We start from the raw sequence: 24,587 nt of genomic DNA on the forward strand, positions 1-24,587 counted from the left end.
GGCTTTACGGCTGCCTGCCCGCTGTGCCATGGCTGTGGTTCCGGGGAACAGGGAGCGCGCGAGCGCCATATTTCAAGACATGTCGGCCATCGTCCAGTTCGAGAATGTCGGCTTGCGCTATGGTCTGGACAGTGAAACGCTGTCCGACGTCAGTTTCACGCTGGCGGGCGGCGGCTTCTATTTCCTGACCGGCGCATCGGGCGCGGGCAAGACATCGTTGCTGAAACTCCTCTACCTGGCCCAGCGCCCCAGCCGGGGCGTCATCCGCCTGTTTGGCGAGGATGTCGTGACCCTGCCGCGCAAACGCCTGCCCGGTTTCCGCCGTCGCATCGGCGTGGTGTTTCAGGACTTCCGCCTCGTTCCGCATCTGTCCGCCTATGACAATATCGCCCTGCCGCTCCGCGTGGCTGGCATGGAGGAGGGGGAGATCGACGCCCCTGTCACCGAAATGCTCAATTGGGTCGGGCTGGGCGACCGGGGTCAGGCGCGGCCAGCGACCCTGTCGGGCGGGGAGCAGCAGCGCGTCGCCATCGCCCGCGCCGTGATCGGGCGGCCCGAAATTTTGGTGGCGGACGAACCGACCGGCAACGTCGATGCTGACATGGCCCGCCGCCTGATGACCCTGTTCGAGGCGCTCAACCGCCTGGGCACCACCATCGTCGTCGCCACCCATGATCTGCCGCTGATCGCGCAGGTATCGGGCGCGCAGATGATGCGGCTGGACAAGGGGCGGCTGGCCGACCCGACCGGATCGCTGCGCTATCCGCCGCGCCAGCAGGGCAGCGAGTGATGGCGTCGCGCGCGGATCGCCGTGCCGCCGCCGCCGCGCGTCATCGCCTGCTGCCCGGCGGGCGGGTGGCCGGGCCGATGCTGTGGATCATCGCGATCATGATGTTCCTGACCGTGCTGGCCGCCGCCGCTGGCCTCGGCCTTGGTGCAGCGGTCCAGTCGATGAGCGCGGACCTGGCCGGACGCGCCAGCGTGCAGGTGGTCGAAGCCAACCCGCAGCAGCGCGACCAGTTGGCGGCGCGCGCGCTGACGGCATTGCGCGGCGCGGACGGGGTGCAGGCTGCCGCTGCGGTCGATCCCGCCTTGCTGGCCGACCAGATCCGCCCCTGGCTGGGCGAGGAAGCGACTAGCGGCGACCTGCCGCTGCCTGCTTTGATCGACGTGACGCTGACGCCCGGCGATGCTGATGCAAAGGTCGCGCGGTTGCGCCGCCTGCTCGGCGGGCTGTCGCCTTCTTTGCGGATCGAACCCCATGCCGCCTTCCTGCTGCCGCTTGCCGGATTGCTCTCGGCGCTGGGCTGGCTGGCCGCAGGTGTCGTATTGCTGATGACGCTGGCGACCGGGGCGGTCGTGGTGCTGGCGGCGCGGGGCGCGCACGACAGCCATCGCGGCACTATCGAGGTGCTGCACCTGATGGGGTCCACCGACGTCCAGATCGCCCGGCTGTTCCAGCGCCGCATTGGCCTCGACGCCATGCTGGGCAGCGCGCTGGGCTTTGCCTTCGCTGCCTTCGTTATCCTGCTGATCGGCCTGCGCCTCTCGGCGACCGGTTCGGAACTGCTCGGCGCGGTGCGCCTGCCGCCGATCAGTTGGGTCGTGCTGGCATTGCTGCCGGTGGCAGGCGTCCTGTTGGCCACCCTAGCGGCGCGCTGGACGGTGTTGCGGGCGCTGGGGCGGGCGCTGTGATCGTCCGGCTGCTCGCCGTCTCGCTGCTGGGCTGGATGCTGGGCTTTGTATGGTTTGCGATCTTCCTGCCCCAGCCGCTCGACGGGCGCCAAACCGACGCGATCGTCGTGCTGACCGGCGGCGCGGGGCGGATCGACCGGGGCATCGCTTTGTTGCAGGGCGGGGCTGCCAAGCGGATGCTGATTTCCGGCGTCGATCGCTCCGTCCGCCCGGTCGAACTGGCGGCGCAATATGAGACGCCCGAAGCCTTGTTCACCTGCTGCATTACCTTGGGCCGCGAAGCGATCGACACACGGTCCAACGCGATTGAAACTGCGCGCTGGCTGGAACGGCGCGATTACAAGACGGTGCGACTGATCACCACCGACTGGCATATGCGCCGCGCCGCGCTGGAACTGCGGCAGGCGCTGCCCGGCCGGGTCGCCATCGTCTATGACGCGGTGCCCAGCCGTCCCAGCCTGACGATGCTGGCGCGCGAATATAATAAATATCTGCTGCGCCGGGCCGCTGCAATTCTTGGCATTTGATGGCATAGCGCTCCGATGATCATCTTGCTGCGCTCCATCGTCTTTTCGCTCATCTTCTATCCCGGCAGCCTGCTGCTGGTGCTGGCCGCCTTGATATCCAGCAGTTTTTCGCCGCCCACCGTGCAGCGTGTGTCGACCGTCTGGGGCTGGTTCCACCGCTATTGCGCCCGCTGGCTGCTGGGGCAGAAGGTGGTGATAGAGGGCGATCTGCCGCTTGGTCCCTATCTCTATATCGTCAAGCATGAATCGATGTTCGAAACGATCGACATGCTGTGCGTGTTCGACCGACCGGTCATCGCCGCCAAGCGGGAATTATTCGATATTCCGCTATGGGGGACCATTGCTGACCGTTACGGCCTGATCCCGATCGAGCGCACCGCCGGGGCGAGTGCGATGCGGACGTTGCGGACCCGCGCCAAGGAAGCCAATGAAGCCGGAAGGGCGGTCTGCATCTTCCCCGAAGGCACCCGCGTTCCCCATGGCGAAGCGCCGCCGTTGCGGTCGGGCTTTGCCGGCCTCTATGCGCTGCTGGGGCTGCCCGTCGTGCCGATTGCGCTCAACAGCGGGCTGGTATCGCCCAAGGGCAGTTTCCTCAAAAAAGCGGGCGTCATCACGTACAAGGTTGGCGAAATCGTCCCCGCCGGACTGGACCGGCGCGAGGCGGAAGTGCGGGTCCATGCCGCGATCAACGCGCTGAACCCGCCTTCTGCCCTAGTGGATTGATTTTGACATTTGCATCCTCTGGCGGCTGGGATGGGTCTGCAAATGTCAAAATCGTAAAATCCACTAGAATCAAAAGATTGCTAGTGGTCCGAAAAGATTCTGACATTTGAACACGCCTTATCCCATAAGGTAGCAAATGTCAGAATCGGACCACTAGCTTAATGCGCCCGGCCAAAGTCCGGCTTGGCGTCGTCCTGACCCTGTTCGATGATGGAGCGGCGGATGGCGCGGGTGTGGGTGAACAGGTTGAACAGCGCGTCGCCATCATTCCAGCGGATCGCCCGCTGGAGCGCTGACAGATCCTCCGAAAAGCGCTGGAGCATTTCCAGCACCGCATCCTTGTTGGCCAGGAACACGTCGCGCCACATGGTCGGGTCCGACGCCGCGATGCGGGTGAAGTCGCGAAAGCCGCCGGCGGAATATTTGATGACTTCCGATTGCGTCACATTTTCCAGATCGCTCGCCGTACCAACGATGGTGTAGGCAATCAGATGCGGCAAATGGCTGGTCACCGCCAGAACCAGATCATGATGCGCCGGGTCCATCATCTCGACGTCCGCGCCGACCCGTCGCCACAGTTCGGCCACGCGCTCTATTGCTGCCGAATCAGCGTCGGCGGGCGGGGTGACGATGCACCAGCGGCCCTTGAACAATGTGGCAAAGCCCGCTTCCGGCCCGCTATTTTCGGTGCCTGCCACCGGATGCGCCGGGATGATCGTCCGTCCGGGCAAAGCCGCGACCAGTTGCGCCAGCACGTCCGCCTTGCATGACCCGACATCGCTGATGATTGCGTCGGCGGGCAGATCATCGGCCAGTTCCGCCGCTGCCGCACCCATCGCCCGCACCGGCACGCACAGAACCACCAGATCGGCGTCGGTGACTGAAGCGCCCGCCGTGTCGGTGATGTCGTCGCACAGGTCGATCCGCCGCGCGGTGTCCCGCACCGCCGGGTCGGCATCATGGCCGGTGACCCGCACCGTGGGCATTTCCGCCCGAATGGCGCGGGCGAGCGAGGAACCGATCAGGCCAAGGCCGATGATGGTGATGCGGGCGAACGGCAGCATCGCGTCAGGCCGATTCCGCCATGGCGCGCAATGTGTTGGCGACCGCGCGGGTCTGCGCCTTGGTGCCGATGGTGATGCGCAGGCCGTTGGGCAGCCCCTGTCCTGGCAGCCAGCGGGTGGCGTACCCTTCTTCCCACAATCCCTTCATCGCGGCTTCGGCGGTCAGCTTGCCATCGAACAGGATCAGCAGGAAATTGGTCTTGCTCGGCACCACGCGCAGGCCGTGGTTGGACAGCGCCGCCACCTCGCCTGCCAGCCATTCGCGCCAGCGCGCATTATGGGTGCGGCTCGATTCGACCCAACCGCTGTCATTGATCGCCGCGATCGCGGCGGCCTGCCCAGCGGTCGTCACGTTGAACGGCGCGCGGATGCGGTGGAGAATGTCGATCACCTCCGCGCTTGCATAGCCCCACCCAATCCGTTCGGCGGCCAGCCCGTAAATCTTCGAGAATGTGCGGGTGACGAAAACATTGCTAGCGGTTTTGGCCAGTTCAAGGCCACCATCATCCTCGTCAGCGTCCAGATATTCGGCATAGGCCTGATCCAGCACGAACAATATGTCGGGGCGCAGGCCCGCGTGCAGCCGGGCAATCTCCTCCAGGCTGGTCATCGTGCCGGTCGGGTTGTTGGGGTTGGCGAGAAACACGACTTTGGTTTTCTCGGTCACCGCGGCCAGCAGCGCGTCCACATCGGTCGCATAATCCTTGTCCGGTGCGATCACCGGGGTCGCGCCGACGCGGCGGGCGGCGATGTCGTAAACGGCAAAGCCATAGCGCACATACAGCACTTCATCGCCCGGCCCGGCATAGGCGCTGGCCGCGATATGCAGCAGCTCGTCCGATCCGGTGCCGTAGATGATCCGCGCCGGGTCCAGCCCATGCACCGCGCCGATCGCCTCGCGCAGCCTGGTCGCGCCCGGATCGGGATAGGTGGCCAGGTCGGCGGTGGCGGCGACCAGCGCGGCGCGCGCGGCGGCACCGGTGCCCAGCGGATTTTCATTGGCCGACAGCTTGATCAGCGGGCGGCCATCATCGGTCGCGGACTTGCCCGGCACATAGGGCGAAATGCCGAGAATCCAGTCCTTGGGAGCGGGTTTTACAAGTGTCTCTGTCATGGCGACGCGCTTTAGCGGCTTCCGCGCCAAAGGCAAAGCGGCAGTCCAGATTGACAGCGCTCCACCGTGGTCCTAGCCCGGCGCGACCATGGCCAGCCTCTCTATGACAGATGACAGCCGTTTCGGCCTGCGCCGACAGGTTCGGCTTGCCGGGCCTTTGCCGCTGGATAGCGGCGCGGCGCTGGGGCCGGTCGATATCGCCTATGAAACCTATGGCACGCTCAATGCCGACCGATCCAACGCGATCCTGATCTGCCATGCGCTGACCGGGGACCAATATGTCGCGTCGGACCATCCGGTGACGGGCAAGCCCGGCTGGTGGTGGCGGCTGGTGGGCGAGGGGAAGCCGGTCGATCCGGCGCGCCATTTCATCGTCTGCGCCAATGTCATCGGCAGTTGCATGGGATCGAGCGGCCCGGCCAGCCTGGACGCGGCCACCGGTGCGCCCTTTGCCATGCGCTTTCCGGTGTTGACCATCGCCGACATGGTGCGGGCGCAGGCGATGCTGCTCGACCATCTGGGGGTCGATCGGCTGTCGGCGGTGATTGGCGGGTCGATGGGCGGGATGCAGGCGCTGACCTGGCCGACTTTGTTTCCCGACCGGGTGGAAAGCTGTGTCGTCATTGCGTCCACTGCGCGGCACAGCGCTCAGAATATCGCCTTTCATGAGGTTGGTCGGCAGGCGATCATGGCCGATCCGCACTGGCGCGGGGGGGATTATTATGCCGACGGGCAAGTGCCGAGCGCGGGCCTGGCGGTCGCGCGGATGGCGGCGCACATCACCTACCTGTCCGAAGCGGGGCTGACCGAGAAATTCGGACGGCGCTTGCAGGGGCGCGACGCCAAGACGTTCGGCTTCGACGCGGATTTCCAGGTGGAAAGCTATTTGCGTCATCAGGGGTTGAGCTTTGTCGAGCGGTTCGATGCGAACAGCTACCTCTACATCACCCGCGCCATGGACTATTACGACATTGCCGAGGATCATGGCGGGTCGCTGGCCAGGGCATTTACCGCCAGCAAGGCGCGCTTCTGCCTCGTCAGTTTCGATACCGACTGGCTCTATCCGACGGCGGAATCGCGGATCATCGTCCATGCGCTCAACGCCGGGGGTGCGCAGGCGAGTTTCGTCGAACTGTCCAGCCCGTTCGGCCATGACGCCTTTTTGCTGGAATGTCCTGAATTGAACCGCGTCGTTGATGGCTTTCTGAAGGGCGGGCGGGCGTGAGCGAGCAGTTGCGGCCCGATCTGGCGCTGATTGCGCGCACGGTGCGGCAGGGTGCGCGGGTGCTGGACGTGGGCTGTGGCGACGGCGCGCTGATGGCGGCGCTGCGCGACAATGCCGGGGTGGATGCGCGCGGGCTGGAGATTGACGGCTCCAACGTCGCGGACGCTGTCGGGCGCGGCCTGTCGGTGGTGCAGGGGGACGCGGACACGGACCTGCGCTATTATCCCGACGCCAGTTTCGATTATGCGATATTGAGCCAGACGCTCCAGACGACGCGGCGGCCCGACCTGGTGGTGGAGGAATTGCTGCGGATCGCCGCCCAAGCCTTCGTGTCCTTCCCCAATTTCGCCCATTGGCGCGGGCGGATTTCGCTGCTGTGGGGGGGGCGGATGCCAGTGACGCGGCTGTTGCCCGACACATGGTATGACACGCTCAACATCCATCATGTGACGGTGGACGATTTCCGCGCGCTGGTGAAGGATCGCGGCTGGACCATCGACGGGCAATGGTTCCTGAAAGGCGACAAGGAAACCACCCACGCCAACGCCAATCTGTTCGCCGAACATGCGGTGTTTTTGCTGCGGAAATAGGCGGGTGACCGGGTGATGGATGATCTGTTTTCCGAAACGGCGATTGCAGGGCGGACGCTGTCACGGGAGAATGTCGAAGCGTTGCGGGCAGGACCGCGCCGGCTGGTCGACTGTCAGCTGGAGGAGGCCGACCTGTCCGGCCTGACCCTGTCGGGATGGACGTTCGAGCGATGCACGCTGCGCAAGGCGGATCTGACCGGCGCAAGGCTGGACCGGACCATATGGACATCGTGCCGCGCGCCCTTTGCCAATTTTACCGGCGCGGACGTGAGTGAGGCGCAGGTCACTGCCTGCGATTTCAACAATAGCAGCTTTCGGCGGGCGGTGCTGATGTCGGCGACGTTCAACAACGCCAAGCTGACGGGCGCGGATTTCACCGACGCCAGGGGTATCGACCTGTCCTTTGTTGAAACGCTGCTGATCAACGCGAAACTGCCGGGTTTCTCGTTTCGCAAGCAGGTGATGACGAGGGTCGATTTCTCGCAGGCGGATCTACGCAAATGCGATTTTCGCCACACGGTTTTCGAGGATTGCAGCCTGCGCGACGCCAATATGGCCGGATCGCGCTTTGACGGCGCGGACTTGCGGTCGGCCGATCTTGGCGGGCTGCGGCTGGTCGATGCAGGGCTGTTCCGGGGCGCGACCATTTCGCGCAGCCAGGCAGGGCAACTGCTGGGCGAACTGGGGCTGAACGTCCGCTAGGACGGGCGCCTCATCCCCGCGCTCCGATCCCCTTTTCGATCAGGGCGTTGGCGATGGCGGCGATTTCGTCGGCCGGGCGGCTATCGTCCCAGACGCCATAGCGCAGGCCCAAAAACACGTTCATGCCCATGATCGCCCAGGCATGGACCTCCTCTACATCGGCGCGCACGTCGCCGCGCTCTGCCGCTTTGGCCAGGCGGGTCGTCATGCGGGCGGCGGTATTTTCATAATGGGCGCGGTAGGCAGCCTGATCGACGAACTCCGATTCGTCGATGATGCGGTAGATTTCCTTGTGTGACCGGGCGAACTCCAGAAAGCTCAGCAGGCCGATTCTTTCGGCGTCGATGCCGTCGCGCGCCGTTGCGATGCGGGGTGACACATAGTCGCGCACCTGCCCCGACATGTCGGCCACCAGCGCGCGGAAAATATCGTCCTTGGTATCGAAATAGGTGTAGAAACTGCCCAGCGCACAGCCCGCGCGGCGGGTGATGCCGCTGATCGACCCTTCATGGAATCCCTTCTCGCCGAACTCCTGCGCAGCCGCCGCCAGAAGCGCGCGGCGGGTGCGTTCGCCGCGCGCCGTGCGGGGGGTCTTGTCGTCCCTCAAGGGCACCTGATCGGTCATAGTCTCTCCCCCGTCGCTGTGTTCTTTTTACCGCAATTTGGCCGCGTCGATAGCCCGCTCCATATTTCAAGTTGAAAGCTGGTTCAACTTTCATTATCGAATCGAGCAAGACACATGGCGACCCGCCAACCGGGCGCACATATTCAGGAGAGGACCGCTCATGAAGGCCTATCACAGCATCCGCGCTCTAACCCTTGCGTCTGCCGCCTGGACCGGCGTGCTGGCCCTGCCCGCCATCGCCCAGGACGCGCCGCAGGGTGCTGCCGACGATAGCGAGGGCACCATTGTCGTCACCGCCCGCCGTCGCGAGGAAACATTGGTCAGCGTGCCGATCGCGGTCAGCGCCTTTTCCGGCGACAAGCTGGAAAGCCAGGGCGCGATCGACATTACCGATCTGGCGAACCTGACCCCCAACACCACGCTGGAAGCGTCGCGCGGCACCAATTCGACGCTGACGGCCTTCATCCGCGGCGTGGGCCAGCAGGACCCGGTGTCGGGTTTCGAGCAGGGCGTGGGCATCTATCTGGACGATGTCTATCTGAACCGGCCGCAGGGCGCGATCCTGGACATTTACGATGTCGAACGGATCGAGGTGCTGCGCGGGCCGCAGGGGACGCTTTATGGCCGCAACACGATTGGCGGCGCGGTCAAATATGTGACCAAGATGCTGCCGCAGGAATTCGCGCTCAAGATCAAGGGCAGCTATGGCACCTATGATCAGGCCGATGGCATCATCAGCGTGTCGGCGCCGATCGGTGACATGATCCGGGTTGGCGGGGCCTTTGCCCGCCTGTCACGCGGCGGCTTTGGCGACAATCTCACCACCGGGGACGAGAATTACAACAAGGATGTCTGGGCCGGGCGCGCGACGTTCGAAATGGGCGGCTATGGTCAGCCGGTGCTGATGCGGATCACCGGCGACTATACCAAGGATAATAGCAGCGCGCGGGGCGGCCATCGCCTGATCCCCGGCCAATTGTCGGGCGCGCCGGTGCTTGGCGACGTGTTCGACACGCGCGGCGGCCTTGTCGATCCCAAGCAATATGTGAAGTCCTACGGACTTTCGATGAACATCACGGCGGAATTGTCCGACGCGGTGACGCTGCGGTCGATCAGCGCGTGGCGCAAGGATGACAGCGCATCACCCATTGATTTCGACGCGCTGCCCGCGGTCGATGTCGACGTGCCGGCCTTCTATTTCAACGAGCAGCTGAGCCAGGAATTCCAGCTCCTTTATGACAATGGCCCGCTGCATGGCCTGCTGGGCTTCTATTATCTCGATGCCAAGGCCGACACCGCGTTCGACGTGCGGCTGTTCACCACCGTGGCCGGGCTGACCGCCTATACCCAGGCCGATGTCGATACTGAAACCTATGCAGTGTTCGGCGATTTCACCTTCGACATTTCGCAGCAATTGAGCATTTCGGCGGGCGGTCGCTATACCTGGGACAAGCGCCGGGCCGACATTTTGCGGCAAAATTATCTGGGTGGCGGGTCGCCTCTGTTCGGCGGTGCTGGCGTGGCGTTCGGCGCGCCCGGCACCAATTTCAACGGGGAGCGCGAATATAAGAAATTCACGCCCCGCGTCTCAGTGAGCTACAAGCCGACGCCTGATCATAATATCTATGCCAGCTATGCGCAGGGCTTCAAGGGTGGCGGTTTCGACCCGCGCGGCGTGGGCGTCAATGCACCCGACCTCAACAGCAATGGCATCCGCGAAGATAGCGAGATCGCCTCGTTCCTGAGCTTCCGTCCCGAAAGCGTCGAAAGCTATGAAGTGGGCTATAAGGGCAACTTCATGAACGGCGCGCTCTATGTCGCGGTCGCGGGCTTCTATGCCGATTATACCGACGTGCAGATTCCGGGTTCCGTCGCCTGCTCGGTCGGCGGCATCCCGTCCTTCTGCGGGGTTGTGTCCAATGCGGGCAAGGCGCGGTTCAAGGGGCTTGAATTTGAAAGCAACGCCCGACTGGCGCAGGATTTCCTGACCGGCGGCGACCGGCTGAGCCTGGCGACGGCGGTGGGTTTCATCGACGCGGAATATCGCGAATATGTCACCAATATCGGCGGTGTCCCGACCGACGTCGCTGCTTTCCGCGAAGTGCAGAACACTCCCAAATGGACCGCCAGCGGCACGCTGGGTTACACCACCCCGGTCGGCGACGGCAGCCTCTACGCGGGCAGCACCGTCTCGTGGCGCAGCAAGACCTATCAGTTTGAAATCCCCAACCCCTATATCGACCAGAAGGGCTTTGCCCTGTGGGACGCCAGCATCGTCTATACCGCGCCGGACGACCGCTGGACGCTGGGGCTGCATGGCAAGAACCTGCTCGACAAGGAATATAAGACGTCGGGCTACACCTTCGTCGCGGCCAATGCGACGACCGGCGCGATCATCAACAATGCCGCCGGTTTCCCGACCCCGTCGCTGGGCCGCGAAGGCACGCTGACCGCCTTTTACGGCAATCCGCGACAGGTGTTCGTCACGGGGACGGTGAAGTTCTGAGGCGCACATCGGCAATATGAAAAAATCCGTTCGCCCTGAGTAGGGGCTGAGCGAAGTCGAAGCCCCGTGTCGAAGGGTTGCGCCCAAACGCAATCCTTCGATATGCCATTTCGACTTCGCTCAATGGCTACTCAGGACGAACGGTGTCTGAAGGCTGGTCACTAGGAAACGACATGACAGACCGATCCGTTTCCCCCGCCTATCGTGGCGTCGTGCTGGCGATGCTGCTGCTGGTCTATACGTTCAATTTCCTCGACCGGCAGATCCTTGGCATCCTGGCCGGCCCGATCAAGGCGGAGCTGGGCCTCTCCGACGGGCAGTTGGGGGCGCTGGGCGGGATTGCCTTTGCCTTGCTTTATTCGACGCTGGCCATTCCGCTGGCGCTGCTGGCCGACCGGACCAGCCGGACCTGGGTGATCACCGTCAGTCTTGCGGTGTGGAGCGGCTTTACCGCTCTATGCGGGCTGGCGGGCAGTTTCTGGCAGATGTTCGCGTTCCGCGTCGGCGTGGGCGTGGGGGAGGCGGGCGGCGTCGCCCCCTCCTATGCCGTCATTTCCGACTATTTCCCCGCGAACCAGCGGGCGCGGGCGCTCTCCATCTATTCGCTCGGCATTCCTTTGGGGTCAGCCGGTGGCGTGCTGCTGGGCGGCTATATTGCCCAAGCGGTCGAATGGCGCACCGCCTTCATCGCCGTGGGGCTGGCGGGCCTGCTGATCGCGCCCTTGTTCCGGCTGGTGGTGCGGGAACCCGCGCGCCCGGTGCTGGCAAGCGATGCCGTGCCGGTGAGCGCAGTGTTCGGCATATTGGCGGTCAAGCGCGGCTTCTGGTTCCTGGCGCTGGGCGCGGCGTGCAGTTCGATGTGCGGCTATGGCGTCGCCTTCTGGCTGCCCAGCCTGTTGATGCGCAGCTTTGGCCTAGACCTGATGGGCGCGGGGCAGTTTCTGGGCGCGCTGCTGCTGATCGGGGGGGTGGCAGGCGTGCTGCTGGGCGGCTGGCTAGGCGATGCGATGGGCGGCAAGGACAAGGCCTATTATGCCTGGGTGCCTGCGATCAGCTATGTCGTGGGGATGCCCCTGTTCGTGGTCGGCGTGCTGTCCGACAGCGTGGGCTTTGCCTTTGCCTTGTTCCTGATCCCGCAGGCTTTGGTCTATGTCTGGCTTGGCCCGGTACTGACCGCCGTGCAGCACCTCGTCCCCGCCCATATGCGCGCCAGCGCGGCAGCGAGTTTCCTGCTGATCAACAATCTGGTCGGGCTGGGACTGGGATCGTGGAGTGTCGGCGCTTTGTCCGACGCGCTGACGCCGACTTATGGCGCGGAGGCGCTACGCTACGCGATCGTCGCAGCGCTGGGATTCTATCTGCTCGCGGGACTGTTCATGGCGCTGGCGGGCAGGGCGCTGCGCAAGGATTGGGTTGCAGCGTAACACGCACATCCGTTCGCTTCGAGCAAAGTCGAGAAGCCGCAAGCGCCGTGCAAGCGTTTCTCGACTACGCTCGAAACGAACGGAGGAGGGGATTACCGCTCCTTGGTCGCGCTGAACTTGATCTTGGGGTGGCGTTCCTGCTGGTAGCCGATGTCCCAGGCGCTGCGGGCCATGAATACCAGCGCGCCGTCGCGGTCCTTGGCCATATTGGCGGCGTTGAAGCCGATGAAATCCTTGATCGCGGCTTCGTCACCGCTGATCCAGCGGGCGGTGTCGAAGGGTGAGGGTTCGAGGCCCGCCGCGACCTTATATTCCGCGTCCAGCCGGGAAATCAGCACTTCCAGCTGGAGTTGCCCGACCACGCCGACGATCCAGTTGCTGCCGATTTCGGGGTAGAATACCTGAATCACCCCCTCTTCGGACAGGTCGTCCAGCGCTTTGCGCAGTTGCTTGGTCTTGGTCGGGTCTTTCAGCTGCACCCGGCGCAAAATTTCCGGCGCGAAATTGGGCAGGCCGGTGAAGCGCAGGCCGGGCTTCTCGCTCAGCGTATCGCCGACGCGCAGCGCGCCATGGTTGGGGATGCCGATAATGTCGCCGGGATAGGCCTCGTCCGCCAGTTCGCGGTCCTGCGCGAAGAAGAGGATCGGCGAATGGACCGCCAGCGCCTTGCCGGAGCCTGACGGGGTCAGCTTCATGCCGCGCCGGAACTTGCCCGACACCAGCCGCATGAAGGCGATGCGGTCGCGGTGCATCGGGTCCATATTGGCCTGCACCTTGAAGATGAAGCCGGTCACCTCGCTGCCCTCCGGCTCGACCGCGGCGGGTTCGGCCGGTTGCGCGCGCGGCGGCGGGGCGTGGGCGGCGAGCGCATCGATCAGTTCGGTGACGCCGAACAATTTGAGCGCGGAGCCGAAATAGACCGGGGTCAGGTCCCCCTGGCGATAGCGGTCGAGATCAAATTCGGCATAGCCGCCCTGCGACAGCTCGGCCTCCTCGCGCAGCTTGGTCAGGCCATCGGGCGAGAGGAATTCGGCCAGTTTCGGGTCGTCCAGCCCGGTAAACTGGTGCCGCGTGCCGTCAAATTCCTTCGACGGCCCGGTTGGCTGCATCAGCCGGTTGGTGGCGAAGTCGTAAATGCCTTCAAACTCGCCGCCCATGCCGACCGGCCAGCTCATCGGGCAGACGTCCAGCTGCAACTGGTCCGCCACTTCATCGAGCAGGCCGAATGTCTCGCGCCCCTCGCGATCCACCTTGTTGACGAAGGTGATGATCGGCAGGTTGCGCAGGCGGCACACCTCGAACAGCTTGCGCGTCTGCGGCTCGATACCCTTGGCCGCGTCGATAACCATCACGGCGGAGTCCACCGCGGTCAGGGTGCGGTAGGTATCCTCGGAAAAATCCTCATGCCCCGGCGTGTCGAGCAGGTTGAAGGTGATCGTCTCGCCATCGCGCGTCCGCTCGAACGTCATGACCGATGAGGTGACGGAAATGCCGCGCTGCTGCTCGATCTTCATCCAGTCCGATCGCGCACGCCGGTTCGCCCCGCGCGCCTTGACCTCCCCCGCCAGATGGATCGCGCCGCCCTCCAGCAGCAGCTTTTCGGTCAGCGTGGTCTTACCGGCGTCGGGGTGGGAAATGATCGCGAAGGTGCGGCGGGATGGGATGGTCATGATGATTTTCTGGGTCGGGAGTAATAAAGCCGTTCGCCCTGAGCGAAGTCGAAGGGCCATGCCGAGCGGAGGAGAGGCACTTCGGCTTCGCTCAGTGGAGGGCTTCGACTTCGCTCAGCCCGAACGGAATCTAGGAAGCGCCGTTACACGTCCACAAGGCTGACGTCCATGCGGAAGGCGCGGATCTGCCCCGGTGGCAGGGCGATGATGCCCTGCTTGTCCCACACGTCCCCCTCGAACCCGACCAGATCGGCCATGCCCGCCCAGGGTTCGACGCACAGATAATGCGCGCCGGGCTTTTGCCAGAGGCCGAGCCATGGCGTGTCGGGAAAGTCGATTTTCAGGCGCGGCTGACCCGGCACGCCCCAGAGCAGCGAGCGGCTATTGAGATCGTCCCAGATCAGCGCGTCGCCAGCGAACATGGCATGGCTGGGGACGAGCGTGTCGCCATCGACCGGGGAGGGGCCGGACTCCCGCGCGATCAGGCCCGGTTCCGCGCCCACCATGCGGATCGGCGCGGGTTCGGCTTTTTCAAAGACGATGCGGTGGTCCTCCGGCGCGCCGCCATAGGGCAGGGGCCAGGCGAAGGCGGGATGATAGCCAAAGGAGAAGGGCATCACCGCCTCCCCCCGGTTGGTCACGGTCGCGGTCATGCGCAGGCTCGCCCCGTCGATCGCGAAATCCATGTCGAGCCGGAAGGCGAAGGGATAGACGGCAAGGCTGGCCGCATCCGCCTCCAGCCGGAAGATCGCGGCGCTCTCGCTGCTGTCGATCAGGGCGAAAGCGCTGTGCCGGGCAAAGCCGTGCTGGGGCATCGGATAGTCGCGCCCGTCGAGCCGATAGACGTCGCCGCGAGCGCGCCCGACGAAGGGGAAGAGCAGCGGCGCATGGCCGGTCCACCAGCGCGGGTCGGCGTCGGTCATCAACTCGCGGCCCTGTGCATCGCGCAGCGACCAGAGTTCCGCGCCGTGGGGATTTATCGTGGCGCTTAGCTGGTCCGAAGCGATACCGACCGGTGCGTCTGTCACGTCCTGCTGTCCTCCTGATGATGCGCGCCTGCCTTAGCGCGGGGGTAGCCGCCTGTCTTGTCCCGACGCGCGCTCGTTTCGCAAGGGAACCGAAAGTTGGGCCACTGGTTTGGCAGGCGGGAGACATGATCATGAAAATATACGCAATCGCCGCGCTTTTACTCTGTTCAACACCGGCGCTGGCGCAGGAAGCGGAAAAGCCAAAGGACGAAACACTTAAAAAAGCGGGTAACATCGCCAGCCAGCCGGTGCGCGACATCGGCCTCGACAAGGATGAGATTCCGCCGGTGCTGCTGAAAGCGGTGGAAAATCCCTATGCGACCCCGGCGTCGCGGACCTGCAAGGGGCTGAAAGGCTCTTTGGGCGAACTCAACGCGGTGCTGGGTGAGGATTTCACGGTCGGCGCAAAAGCGAACGAGAATCGCACCGGCAAGATTGCCGAAGCGGTCGGCAAGACTATCGTCAATTCGCTGATCCCTTTCCGGGGTCTGGTGCGCGAAATCAGCGGTGCCGCGCCGCAGGAACGGCGTTTGCAGGCAGCGGTCACGGCGGGGATCGCCCGGCGCGGCTATCTGCGCGGGCTGGCGGCGAATAAAGGCTGCAAGATCACCAGCTAAGCATATTCGCGCCCATAACCCCGATGGGGTATGCGCGCGGGCTGCGGGCCGCATAATGCCATAACAAGGTGGTCTGACTGCCTGCCGATGGCCGGATCATTCGCGACCCATGATCTGGTCATCGGCCCTTGGTTCGCAAGGTTTAGACCGCACCGGCCCACACCCCCACCCGACCTCCCATTCAGGATACACTCTGTGGGCGGTCGGGTGGGGGTGCGGGCCGGTGCGGCAACCGAAATGCGCTCTTTCGCGCATTTCGACACAGACGTTTCGTCAGTCATGTCGCGCCTTCGCTTCATCCCGCTTTCATGCTAGGCCGCCGCCAACATATTGGCGAGACCCATGATGAACGACCTGACCCAGACCCCTGAAATGCTGATCGCGATGATGGGCGCACGCGCCCGTCGCGCTGCGCTGGCCCTCGCGCAGGCGAGCGAAGCGCAAAAGGCCGATGCGCTGCGCCGCGCGGCGCAGGCGTTGCGGGATCAGGCACCGGCGATCATCGCCGCCAATGCGCGCGACATGGACAATGCCGCCGCCAACGGCCTGTCGCCTGCGATGCTCGACCGGCTGAAGCTGGACGCTGGCCGGGTCGCGGCCACCGCCGACGGGGTGGAGCAGGTCGCCAGCCTGCCCAATCCGCTGGGCAGCGTCATCGATCAGAGCGTGCGCCCCAACGGGCTGGAACTCAGTCGCGTGCGCGTGCCGCTGGGCGTGATCGGCATCATCTATGAAAGCCGCCCTAATGTGACGGCGGATGCCGCGGCGCTCTGCCTGCGCGCGGGCAATGCCGTCATCCTGCGCGGCGGCAGCGAGGCGAAGGAGAGCAACCGCGCGATCCTGAGCGCGATGATCGAGGGGATCGAGGCCGCTGGCCTGCCCGCCGATGTCGTGCAACTCATCCCCACCACCGACCGCGCGGTCGTGGGCGCGCTGCTGCGGGCGACCGAATTTATCGACCTGATCGTGCCGCGCGGCGGCAAGAGCCTGGTCGCGCGGGTGCAGGAAGAAGCGCGGGTGCCGGTGTTGGCGCATCTCGATGGCATCAACCACAGCTATGTCGATGGCGCGGCGGACCCGGCGATGGCGCGGCAATTGGTGGTCAATGCCAAGATGCGCCGCACCGGCGTGTGCGGCGCGACCGAAACGGTGCTGATCGACCGCGCCTTTGGCGACCCGCCCGCGCTGGTGAAGGCCTTGCTCGACGCGAAATGCGAAGTGCGCGGCGACGAGGCGGTGCAGGCGATGGACGCGCGCGTCATCGCGGCCAGCGATCAGGACTGGGACACCGAATATCTCGAAGCGATCGTGTCGATCCGGCTGGTCGATGGCGTAGAGGATGCGATCGCCCATATCGCCGCCCATGCCAGCCATCATACCGACGCGATCATCACCGACGATGCCGAGGTCGCAGAGCGGTTCCTCAATGCGGTGGATAGCGCCATCGTGATGTGGAACGCCTCCACCCAGTTTGCCGATGGCGGCGAATTCGGCCTGGGCGCGGAAATCGGCATCTCGACCGGGCGACTCCACGCGCGCGGGCCGGTGGCGCTGGAGGGGCTGACCACGTATAAGTGGATCGTGCGGGGGGCGGGGCAGGTTCGGCCGTAAGCTTCGGGTGTTCCCGCGCAGGCGGGAACCCAGTCCCACCGTCAGAACTGGGTTCCCGCCTGCGCGGGAACACGCTGTTATTTACCCCTTCACCACTGCATCAATCGCCTTCAGCTTCGCCAGCATCGGCGCGACCCAGTCGAGCGGGAGCATGACAGGCCCGTCGGACGGCGCATTGTCCGGGTCCTGATGCGCTTCGGCGAAGATCGCGGCGACGCCCGCCGCCACCGCGCTGCGCGCCAGCACCGGCGCGAACTCGCGCTGGCCGCCCGATGCTGAACCCAGGCCGCCGGGCTGCTGGACCGAATGGGTGGCGTCAAACACGACCGGATAGCCGGTCTCACCCATCACCGGCAGCGCGCGCATGTCGCTGACCAGTGTGTTGTAGCCGAAACTCGCGCCGCGTTCGGTCAGCAATATGCGGTCATTGCCGGTCGAGGCGACCTTTTGCGCGACCGCTGCCATATCCCACGGGGCCATGAACTGGCCCTTCTTGACGTTGATGACCGCGCCGGTGCGTCCGGCGGCGAGCAGCAGGTCGGTCTGGCGGCACAGGAATGCCGGGATCTGAAGGATATCGACCGCCTGGGCCGCGGCCTCCACCTGACCCGCATCATGTACGTCGGTCAGCACCGGGCAGCCCAATGTCGCTTTCACTTCGGCCAGGATCGCCAGCCCCGCGTCGATGCCGACGCCGCGCTGGCCCGACACCGATGTCCGGTTTGCCTTGTCGAACGAAGATTTGAAGATGAACGGCACGCCCGCCGCCCTGGCGATCCGCGCCAGCGCATCGGCCATGAACAGCGCATGGTCGCGGCTTTCGATCTGGCAGGGACCGGAAATGAGGACGAAGGGCAGGTCGTTGCCGATGGTGATCGGGCCGACACGCACATGTTTGGGATCAGTCATGCCGGTCACTTGGGCGCTTTGGCAAAACGCCGCAAGAGCTGGCCGCGCCACAGACCTTTCCCCGGATGATAGTTCCAGCAGAACCAGCCAAAGCAAAGGCAGGCGATCAGCGAGGGCAGCGCCATCGGATCGCCATGGCTTTTCATATGGCGATAGAAGGCCATGTCCGCGCGCCAGCGGTCCCGCTCGCTGCCGCCGCCGTTGATGCCATAGGCATTGTCATGCTTCCTACAGCCGATGTTTCGGTTGTATTTACGGTGGTCTATGAAATAGCAGTAGTCGCGTTCGGGCGTGTTCATGACCCGATTAGGGCCGGGGCAGTGCAAAAATTCAAGCGTAAAGTCTTTTATCTCGGCGGTTTCGACCCGCGCGGCGTGCGTTTTTACCACCAGCTCTATCGCGACCAGGCCGGACGCTATGACCGGCTGACCGGCGAGGACGTCATTGTGAGCGGCAGGCGGGCCGGACCTGCGGGATCGGTCGTCTCCACCGTGTGGAGCGTGGACAATGCGCAGGCCGGGGTCGAGACGGATTATGAATTTCTCCGCTGGGAGGATCTGGTCGGCAAGGTGTGGATTCGCAATCCGCTGAAACTCGCCTGGCGCTCCATCGCCACCTATGTCGGCCATGGCCGCTTCATGCAGTTCAAGCGCATGAAGAAGCTGCGCCCCGGCCCGGTGCTGACCATCTGCTATCCGCCCTTTCTGGCGGTGATGATCCCGCTGCTGTTCGCGCTGCTCCCCGCGCTGCTGCTGTGGACCGTGCTGCCCTTCTGGGCGGCGGCGCTGGCGGGGATCGGCATCAGCGCGGTAGCGTCGGGTAAATGGCTCAACAAGCTGGTCGTGCCATGGCTGCTGCGTTTCACTTATTATCACCACACGCTCGCCGCCGGGGGACCGGGGGAGGCGCTCGACGCTCGGCTTGATGCGTTCGCCCGCCGGATTTCTGAGGAACTGGACGAGCCTTGGGACGAAGTGCTGTTCCTGACCCATAGCGCAGGCACGATCCTGGGCATGTCCGTGATGCGGCGCCTGTTCGACCTGCGCGGCATGGCGCTGCCGGATCATTTCGCGATGGTGGGCATGGGGCAGGTGGTGCCGGTGGTGGCGCTGCGCACCGATGCGCGCTGGTATCATGCCGATTTGCGCGCGCTGGCCGACAAGCATTTCCGCTATGTGGATTTGAGCTTCCCGCCCGATGGCGCGGCCTATTTCAACGTCAATCCGCTGCTGCTGGAAAGCGACAATCATGCCGCGCGGGTCGACATGCTCTCGCCGCGCTTCCATCTCTTCTACGATCCTGAAAATTATCATGGCGGCTGGTCGAACAAATATGAGGCGCATTTCGACTATCTGCGGGTGGGTGATCGCCTGTCCCCGGTTGATTTCCTGAGCCTGACCGCGGGTCGCCGCACCCTGGACGACGCAATCGCCGCATTCAGGACGATTCCATGACAGAACCGCTCTTCACCCCGCCCTTCCCGCAGCCCACGCGCAACAAGCGCACGATGCTGCGGCGCTTCTTCATCGGCTGGCACAGCTGGATTCATGTACTGTTTGAAAAAAGCTACACGATGAAAATGGGGGAGGTGCGCGGGCGCGGGCAGCTCATGTATATCGCCAATGAACTGCCGCTCGTGGACCGTATCCTGAAAGGCGGGACGGAATTTCCCAAACATCATGAACTGGTCAAGGGGCTGTGGCCGCTGATCGGGGATGGCGTCTTTTCCGCCAATGGCGCGGATTGGGAAAATCAGCGGGCGATGATCAATCCCGCCTTTGCCCATACCGCGATGAACAAGACGATGCCGATGATGGTGGAGGCGGTCGCGGCCTTCCTCGCGCGGATCGATGGGATGGACCGCAGCAAACCGATCAACATCGACGCGATGATGACCCATGTGGCCGCCGACATCATCTTTCGCACGCTGTTCTCGCAGACGCTGGATACCGAGCGGTCCTTCATCATCCATCAGGCGTTCGGCCGGTTCCAGCGTTACTCCCATTCGGCCTCCATGCTGGGCCTATACGGCTTCCCAAGCCGCTGGTTTGAACGCTGGTCGGAACGGCCCGCCAACGCCATTCGCGGCGTGTTCGCGCCGATCGTGGAGGAACGCTATAACGCCTTCCATGCCGGCGAACCGGGCGATCATAACGACATTCTCCAGTCGATCATCGCCGCCAAAAGCCCCGGCACGGGCGAACATTTCACCTTAAAAGCGGTGATGGATCAGGTTGCGACCATCTTCCTGGCGGGTCACGAAACCTCCGCCAGCACCATGACCTGGGCGCTCTACCTTCTTTCGGAATGCGGCCATATTCAGGACCGCGCGCGGGCCGAAGTGATTGCGGTGGCGGGCGACGCGCCACTCACCCCGGCGATGCTCAAGGAGATGGGCGTGGTGCGCAACGTGTTCAAGGAAACGCTGCGCCTCTACCCGCCGCTCGCCTTCTTCCCGCGCGAAGTGCCCTGCCCGATGCGGATGCGCGACAAGGATCTGGTGCCCGGCGCGATGCTGGTGGTCGCCCCCTGGCTGACCCAGCGCAACAAGGATAATTGGGCCTGCCCGCACAGTTTCGATCCCGACCGGTTCGACGATCCGGCCAATGCCGACATGATCAAGCAGGCCTGGCTGCCCTTCAGCCGCGGCCCGCGCGTCTGCGTGGGGGCGGGCTTTGCCCAGCAGGAGGTGATGACCGTGATCGCCGACGTGCTGCGCCATTATCGCCTGTCCGTGCGGCCCGGCTACAAGCCCGAACCGATCAGCCGCCTGACCGTGCGCCCGCGCAAGGGGATGATGCTGATGTTCGAGAAGATTGGCTGATCTCCCCTACTCAATTCGCCTACAGACGTAACGAAGCATAAATTGCTGGAGGAGCAGGATGATCAGTCTCTCGCATCGCAAGCTGGGCAAAGGCTGAAACCTTCGCTTATCATCCCATGGTGCCCGACAAATGGGTTGCTGCAATGAGAGCAGATCGCATCAGGCTTGTCAGGCTTGATTGGTGAACCCCAAGATTGAAGCGATGGGGGTGGGCTGGGAGCAGGCTTTCGATCCATGCTCTTTGCGTACCGGGGCAAAACTAACAGGAGTTTAATGCGTTTGGTTTCACTAATTGCTTAATCGCCTTCCGAGATGGAAGGACAAGGCTTCGACAAGCTCAAGGCGAACGGGTGTAGTGGGGAACTCTGGTCGTCACGCCATCTCCTCCTCCGGCACGACATCCACCATCGCCTGGATGCTCTGGCCCCCGCCGCCCACGAACAGACCGTCCATCGGCGCGACGTCGGCATAGTCGCGGCCCATGGCGACGAAGAGATGGCCGTTGCCGGTGATGCAGCCATTGGTGGGATCAAAGCCGATCCAGCCGCGCGTCGGCCCGCACCACAGCATGACCCAGGCGTGCATCGCGTCCGCGCCGATCAGCCGGGGGCGGCCGGGCGGCGGATCGGTGCGCAGATAGCCGCTGACATAGGCGGCGGGCAGCCCGGCCAGCCGCAGCGCGACCACCATGACATGTGCGAAATCCTGGCATACGCCATGGCGCGCGGCAAAGGCGTCGGCGACCGGCGTGCTGGCGTCGGTCGCGCCCGGATCATAGGCGAACTCAGCGCGGATACGCAGCGCCAGCGCCAGCGCGGCGGCGACCACCGGGCGTTCCGGGTCCAACCCGTCGCCGACCCAGTCGCCAATCTCCGCCAGCAACGGCGCGCGGGTGGAGGCGTAGAGATAAAGGGCGGGGGCGGACGCGCTCATGTCGCGATCGACCAGCGCGGCCTTGGCCACCGCGCCGATGGTGGGATCATCGGGCTGGGGTTCGGGCGGCGCGCTGTCAGCCACGCCGATGCGGAATCGGCTCTCGATCGTCAGCTGCCGGATCGGGCTTTCAATCACCAGCCGCGCGACATGGACCGGCCAGGCACCGGGGCGCGACGCGATGGTTGACGGGACCGGATCGACCGTCAGCGCATAGTCCGACGTCCATTGCCCGGCCCAGGGCGCGGGGCGCAGCCGCAGGTTGAAGCGGGCGAGGCGCATCGGCGCGGCATAGCGCAATATGGTCTGGTGGCGGACATGGTAGATCATGACAGAAGGTCCGCTCCATCGGCCTTTTCCGCCTTGCGCACTTGCAGGAAATAGCGCTGGCCGATGGCGTCGGACAGGCCAAGCAGGCGGTTTTCGACGTCGTTAATGTCGGCGATGGTCAGCATGTCCCCGGTCAGCGGACTGAGCCGCGCGACCAGCGCATCGGCCAGGCGCTTTGGTTCCTCCGGCATCCCGTCCGCGCGCAGGGTCGGGAGCGCCGCAATATGATCGGCCAGACGCTGCGCCTGATAGACGATGGCGCGCGGATTATGCGGCTCCAGTGCGACAAGATCGCGCACCGGCGGCAGCGCCGGGCCGGTCAGATACCGGGTGCGATAGCTGATCTGGCTGTCATTGAGGTCCAGCAATACGGTCAGGTCATCGGCGGTCGCGCCATCGCCACCGAACAGGCCGAGCAGGCGGCAGCCATTGATCGCCCGCTCCATCCGGCGGCCCATATCGTGGAAGCGCCAGCCTTCGGTCCGGCCCATATTCTCCGCCGCCAGCCCCGACAGCGCCGAAATCCGCTCGATCATGCGGGAAGAAGCATCGAGCAGGGTTTCGGTCACCGCACCGTCGAACGTCGGCAGCGGCAGGCGCACCAGCCGCCAGAAATCGCTCGCCAGCCGGTCGCGCAGCCCTTCGCCGATATTGCCGACGCTGGCCATCAGCGCGCGGACGCTGCCCGACTGGCGCGCATCGCCCAGCGCGGTGGCGCAGAGCGGGCCGACCGGACCACCGCCATCGCGGGCGATCGCGCCCCACAGCACCAATTGCCCCACCAGCCGGTTCATCGTCGGCGACGCGACCGAGGGGCCAAGGTCCGCCTCGATCGACCCGCCGACGATCGCGCGGATCAGCCGCAGCGTCATTTCCGTCCGCTCGATATAGCGGCCCAGCCAATAGAGATTGTCCGCCGCCTTGGCCGGCAGCATTCCGCCGATCCGCCTGATCGCGGGCGCGCCGCCGCCCAGCAGCGTATCGGGCGGCACCGGCTGACTATCGACCACGCACATGTCGGCGGACATGTCGCCCTTGCCCATCAAAGCGGCGCGAATATCGCCATGGCCCGCCAGCCGGGCGAACGCACCGGGCATGACCCGCCACTGGCCCTGCGCGTCGCGCGCCACGAATACGCGCAGGGTGAAGGGCAGGGGGGTCAGCCGCCCGTCGACCACTGCCGGGGTGGTGGAGAGTTTGACCACCTCCTGCCCGACATAATCCATCGGCCGCCGCGCCATCGCCTCGGCCAGCGTGGCGCGTTGCCGCTCGTCCAGCGCCGATCCCGGCATGAAGCGCGCGTCGGGCAGGCCCGCCACATCCTGGTCGAACGCTGATCCGACGACCAGCCGGTCCAGCCGGTCGCGCACATAGGCGCGCTCCTCGCCCTGGCCGCACCACCAGGTCGCGATGTTGGGCAGGATCAGGTCCGCGCCCAGCAACGCCTTGCTGAGCTGCGGAAGGAAGGCGGCAAAGGCGCGCGATTCGATCACGCCCGCGCCTGGCCAGTTGGACAGCACCAGCCCGCCGCGCGCACAGGCATCGAATAGGTCCGGAACGCCGATGCGCGATTTGCTGTCGAAGGCCAGCGGGTCCATGAAGCGGCTGTCCATCCAGCGCCACAGCCCGTCGATACGCTTCAAACCCTGGATCGTGCGGACGAACAACTGCCCGTCGGTGACGATCAGATCCTCGCCCTCGACCAGCAGCAGGCCCAGATAGCGGGCCAGATGCGCCTGTTCGGCATAGCTCTGGTTGAACCGGCCGGGCGTTAGCAGGCCGATGCGCGGGTCGGATCGTTCGCAATCGGCGGCCAGCCCCCGGCGCAGATCGTCGAAAAAGGGGGCGAGCCGCCGCGTGTTCATCGCGCCCAGCAGATCGCCGGTCGCGCGCGACAGAGCGAGACGGTTTTCCAGCGCATAGCCCACGCCCACCGGGGTCCGCACCCGATCGGCCAGCACGCGCCATTCGCCCGCCGGGCCGCGTCCGATATCCGCAGCGTAGAAATGGAGATGGTGGCCGCGCGGTGGCGGCGTGCTGGTCATCACCCGCCAATAATGCGGACTGCCGGTGATGACGCTGGCGGGCAGCTTGCCATCGCGCACCAGCGAACCGGTGCCGTAAATATCGCCGATCACCTGCTCCAGCAGTTCGGCGCGCTGGGCCAGACCCTGTTCGATATGCGCCCATTCGCCCGCATCGATCAGCATCGGGATCGGGCCGAGCGGCCAGGATCGTTCCTGTTCGTCCCCGGTCAGACGGAACGCCATGCCCAGGTCGATCGCCTGCCGCGCGACATTGTCCGCCAGCATCGCCGGCTTGCCCTGTGCCTGGGCCGACAGCCGGTCCAGCATGGCGCGCCAGCGATCCTGCATGGCCGGCGCTGCACCGGCAAACAGATCGCCCGCTGGAGCCGCGGCCAGATAGGCGTCGGCCCAGTTCAATCTCGTGTCAGCGTCCACCAAAGCGC

At 64.9% G+C, this 24,587-nt stretch carries 22 protein-coding genes; 13 read left to right on the top strand and 9 right to left on the bottom strand.

Annotated elements, in window-relative coordinates:
- The first annotated feature begins 79 nt into the window (after positions 1-79).
- From ftsE to KRZ98_RS14540, 4 genes are read left to right on the top strand one after another with little or no spacing between them, the layout of a single operon-like run.
- A complete protein-coding gene (ftsE, locus tag KRZ98_RS14525) occupies positions 80-790 on the top strand; it encodes a cell division ATP-binding protein FtsE (RefSeq protein ID WP_217674179.1) in 711 nt (236 codons plus the stop codon).
- Complete coding sequence (locus KRZ98_RS14530) at positions 790-1,695, top strand: ABC transporter permease (protein ID WP_217674180.1); 906 nt, start codon at positions 790-792, stop codon at positions 1,693-1,695. The genes ftsE and KRZ98_RS14530 overlap by 1 nt, the downstream gene beginning before the upstream one ends.
- Positions 1,692-2,222 (top strand): YdcF family protein, encoded by a 531-nt coding sequence (locus KRZ98_RS14535; protein WP_217674181.1) that lies wholly within the window; start codon positions 1,692-1,694, stop codon positions 2,220-2,222. The genes KRZ98_RS14530 and KRZ98_RS14535 overlap by 4 nt, the downstream gene beginning before the upstream one ends.
- Before the next feature lie 15 nt (positions 2,223-2,237).
- Entirely contained in the window at positions 2,238-2,945 is a 708-nt protein-coding gene (locus tag KRZ98_RS14540) for a 1-acyl-sn-glycerol-3-phosphate acyltransferase (protein ID WP_217674182.1), read from the top strand.
- 158 nt (positions 2,946-3,103) lie between these two features.
- Here KRZ98_RS14540 and KRZ98_RS14545 read toward each other — a convergent pair whose 3' ends face one another.
- Together KRZ98_RS14545 and hisC are read right to left on the bottom strand one after the other, a co-directional pair.
- Complete coding sequence (locus KRZ98_RS14545) at positions 3,104-4,009, bottom strand: prephenate/arogenate dehydrogenase family protein (protein WP_217674183.1); 906 nt, start codon at positions 4,007-4,009, stop codon at positions 3,104-3,106.
- A 4-nt stretch (positions 4,010-4,013) separates the two neighbouring features.
- Positions 4,014-5,123 (bottom strand): histidinol-phosphate transaminase, encoded by a 1,110-nt coding sequence (hisC, locus tag KRZ98_RS14550; RefSeq protein ID WP_217674184.1) that lies wholly within the window; start codon positions 5,121-5,123, stop codon positions 4,014-4,016.
- 88 nt (positions 5,124-5,211) lie between these two features.
- On the opposite strand from hisC, the gene KRZ98_RS14555 reads away from it, so the two are divergent.
- Genes KRZ98_RS14555 through KRZ98_RS14565 form a run of 3 tightly spaced genes read left to right on the top strand, consistent with a single transcriptional unit; the run spans position 5,212 to position 7,640 of the window.
- Positions 5,212-6,348, top strand: a complete 1,137-nt coding sequence (locus KRZ98_RS14555; protein WP_217674185.1) for a homoserine O-acetyltransferase — start codon at positions 5,212-5,214, stop codon at positions 6,346-6,348.
- On the top strand, positions 6,345-6,938 hold the full coding sequence (gene metW / locus KRZ98_RS14560; RefSeq protein WP_217674186.1) for a methionine biosynthesis protein MetW: 594 nt from the start codon (positions 6,345-6,347) through the stop codon (positions 6,936-6,938). Before KRZ98_RS14555 ends, metW begins: the two co-directional genes overlap by 4 nt.
- A 15-nt stretch (positions 6,939-6,953) precedes the next feature.
- The gene (locus tag KRZ98_RS14565) at positions 6,954-7,640 is read left to right on the top strand and encodes a pentapeptide repeat-containing protein (protein WP_217674187.1); all 687 of its coding nucleotides are present in this window, start codon (positions 6,954-6,956) and stop codon (positions 7,638-7,640) included.
- 10 nt (positions 7,641-7,650) lie between these two features.
- Here the strand turns inward: KRZ98_RS14565 and KRZ98_RS14570 are convergent, their stop codons facing one another.
- Positions 7,651-8,265: a TetR/AcrR family transcriptional regulator gene (locus tag KRZ98_RS14570; protein ID WP_217674188.1), complete on the bottom strand. Its 615-nt coding sequence runs from the start codon at positions 8,263-8,265 to the stop codon at positions 7,651-7,653.
- A 160-nt stretch (positions 8,266-8,425) separates the two neighbouring features.
- On the opposite strand from KRZ98_RS14570, the gene KRZ98_RS14575 reads away from it, so the two are divergent.
- A complete protein-coding gene (locus KRZ98_RS14575; protein ID WP_217674189.1) occupies positions 8,426-10,771 on the top strand; it encodes a TonB-dependent receptor in 2,346 nt (781 codons plus the stop codon).
- 173 nt (positions 10,772-10,944) lie between these two features.
- A complete protein-coding gene (locus tag KRZ98_RS14580; RefSeq protein ID WP_217674190.1) occupies positions 10,945-12,195 on the top strand; it encodes an MFS transporter in 1,251 nt (416 codons plus the stop codon).
- Between the two features lie 92 nt (positions 12,196-12,287).
- Here the strand turns inward: KRZ98_RS14580 and KRZ98_RS14585 are convergent, their stop codons facing one another.
- Together KRZ98_RS14585 and KRZ98_RS14590 are read right to left on the bottom strand one after the other, a co-directional pair.
- The gene (locus KRZ98_RS14585) at positions 12,288-13,865 is read right to left on the bottom strand and encodes a peptide chain release factor 3 (RefSeq protein ID WP_217674191.1); all 1,578 of its coding nucleotides are present in this window, start codon (positions 13,863-13,865) and stop codon (positions 12,288-12,290) included.
- A gap of 143 nt (positions 13,866-14,008) precedes the next feature.
- Entirely contained in the window at positions 14,009-14,893 is an 885-nt protein-coding gene (locus tag KRZ98_RS14590) for an aldose 1-epimerase family protein (RefSeq protein WP_217674192.1), read from the bottom strand.
- Between the two features lie 131 nt (positions 14,894-15,024).
- Here KRZ98_RS14590 and KRZ98_RS14595 point away from each other — a divergent pair, with 131 nt between their 5' ends.
- Positions 15,025-15,510, top strand: a complete 486-nt coding sequence (locus KRZ98_RS14595) for a hypothetical protein (protein WP_217674193.1) — start codon at positions 15,025-15,027, stop codon at positions 15,508-15,510.
- Positions 15,511-15,855: 345 nt separating this feature from the next.
- Positions 15,856-17,121 (top strand): glutamate-5-semialdehyde dehydrogenase, encoded by a 1,266-nt coding sequence (locus tag KRZ98_RS14600; protein ID WP_217674403.1) that lies wholly within the window; start codon positions 15,856-15,858, stop codon positions 17,119-17,121.
- A gap of 81 nt (positions 17,122-17,202) precedes the next feature.
- Here KRZ98_RS14600 and kdsA read toward each other — a convergent pair whose 3' ends face one another.
- Positions 17,203-18,030 carry a 3-deoxy-8-phosphooctulonate synthase gene (kdsA, locus tag KRZ98_RS14605; protein ID WP_217674194.1) on the bottom strand — a complete coding sequence of 276 codons (828 nt, stop codon included), beginning with the start codon at positions 18,028-18,030 and terminating at the stop codon, positions 17,203-17,205.
- A 5-nt stretch (positions 18,031-18,035) separates the two neighbouring features.
- Positions 18,036-18,329 carry a hypothetical protein gene (locus KRZ98_RS14610; RefSeq protein ID WP_217674195.1) on the bottom strand — a complete coding sequence of 98 codons (294 nt, stop codon included), beginning with the start codon at positions 18,327-18,329 and terminating at the stop codon, positions 18,036-18,038.
- Between the two features lie 21 nt (positions 18,330-18,350).
- Here KRZ98_RS14610 and KRZ98_RS14615 point away from each other — a divergent pair, with 21 nt between their 5' ends.
- Positions 18,351-19,484: a hypothetical protein gene (locus tag KRZ98_RS14615; protein ID WP_217674196.1), complete on the top strand. Its 1,134-nt coding sequence runs from the start codon at positions 18,351-18,353 to the stop codon at positions 19,482-19,484.
- The gene (locus KRZ98_RS14620) at positions 19,481-20,854 is read left to right on the top strand and encodes a cytochrome P450 (protein ID WP_217674197.1); all 1,374 of its coding nucleotides are present in this window, start codon (positions 19,481-19,483) and stop codon (positions 20,852-20,854) included. The genes KRZ98_RS14615 and KRZ98_RS14620 overlap by 4 nt, the downstream gene beginning before the upstream one ends.
- A gap of 372 nt (positions 20,855-21,226) precedes the next feature.
- On the opposite strand, the gene KRZ98_RS14625 is transcribed toward KRZ98_RS14620, so the two are convergent.
- Positions 21,227-22,117, bottom strand: a complete 891-nt coding sequence (locus KRZ98_RS14625; protein ID WP_217674198.1) for a transglutaminase family protein — start codon at positions 22,115-22,117, stop codon at positions 21,227-21,229.
- Positions 22,114-24,579 (bottom strand): circularly permuted type 2 ATP-grasp protein, encoded by a 2,466-nt coding sequence (locus tag KRZ98_RS14630; RefSeq protein ID WP_217674199.1) that lies wholly within the window; start codon positions 24,577-24,579, stop codon positions 22,114-22,116. Before KRZ98_RS14630 ends, KRZ98_RS14625 begins: the two co-directional genes overlap by 4 nt.
- Positions 24,580-24,587: the final 8 nt, after the last annotated feature.

Origin of the sequence: Sphingobium sp. AS12, from assembly GCF_019097845.1 — a bacterium.
GTDB lineage: Bacteria > Pseudomonadota > Alphaproteobacteria > Sphingomonadales > Sphingomonadaceae > Sphingobium.

Excerpts from the sequence above, each read along its gene's own strand:
- ftsE (WP_217674179.1), top strand. The coding sequence starts at position 80 with ATGTCGGCCATCGTCCAGTTCGAGAATGTCGGCTTGCGCTATGGTCTG.
- KRZ98_RS14530 (WP_217674180.1), top strand. The coding sequence starts at position 790 with ATGGCGTCGCGCGCGGATCGCCGTGCCGCCGCCGCCGCGCGTCATCGC.
- KRZ98_RS14540 (WP_217674182.1), top strand. The coding sequence starts at position 2,238 with ATGATCATCTTGCTGCGCTCCATCGTCTTTTCGCTCATCTTCTATCCC.
- KRZ98_RS14545 (WP_217674183.1), bottom strand. The coding sequence starts at position 4,009 with ATGCTGCCGTTCGCCCGCATCACCATCATCGGCCTTGGCCTGATCGGT.
- hisC (WP_217674184.1), bottom strand. The coding sequence starts at position 5,123 with ATGACAGAGACACTTGTAAAACCCGCTCCCAAGGACTGGATTCTCGGC.
- KRZ98_RS14555 (WP_217674185.1), top strand. The coding sequence starts at position 5,212 with ATGGCCAGCCTCTCTATGACAGATGACAGCCGTTTCGGCCTGCGCCGA.
- KRZ98_RS14565 (WP_217674187.1), top strand. The coding sequence starts at position 6,954 with ATGGATGATCTGTTTTCCGAAACGGCGATTGCAGGGCGGACGCTGTCA.
- KRZ98_RS14570 (WP_217674188.1), bottom strand. The coding sequence starts at position 8,265 with ATGACCGATCAGGTGCCCTTGAGGGACGACAAGACCCCCCGCACGGCG.
- KRZ98_RS14575 (WP_217674189.1), top strand. The coding sequence starts at position 8,426 with ATGAAGGCCTATCACAGCATCCGCGCTCTAACCCTTGCGTCTGCCGCC.
- KRZ98_RS14580 (WP_217674190.1), top strand. The coding sequence starts at position 10,945 with ATGACAGACCGATCCGTTTCCCCCGCCTATCGTGGCGTCGTGCTGGCG.
- KRZ98_RS14585 (WP_217674191.1), bottom strand. The coding sequence starts at position 13,865 with ATGACCATCCCATCCCGCCGCACCTTCGCGATCATTTCCCACCCCGAC.
- KRZ98_RS14595 (WP_217674193.1), top strand. The coding sequence starts at position 15,025 with ATGAAAATATACGCAATCGCCGCGCTTTTACTCTGTTCAACACCGGCG.
- KRZ98_RS14600 (WP_217674403.1), top strand. The coding sequence starts at position 15,856 with ATGAACGACCTGACCCAGACCCCTGAAATGCTGATCGCGATGATGGGC.
- kdsA (WP_217674194.1), bottom strand. The coding sequence starts at position 18,030 with ATGACTGATCCCAAACATGTGCGTGTCGGCCCGATCACCATCGGCAAC.
- KRZ98_RS14610 (WP_217674195.1), bottom strand. The coding sequence starts at position 18,329 with ATGAACACGCCCGAACGCGACTACTGCTATTTCATAGACCACCGTAAA.
- KRZ98_RS14620 (WP_217674197.1), top strand. The coding sequence starts at position 19,481 with ATGACAGAACCGCTCTTCACCCCGCCCTTCCCGCAGCCCACGCGCAAC.
- KRZ98_RS14625 (WP_217674198.1), bottom strand. The coding sequence starts at position 22,117 with ATGATCTACCATGTCCGCCACCAGACCATATTGCGCTATGCCGCGCCG.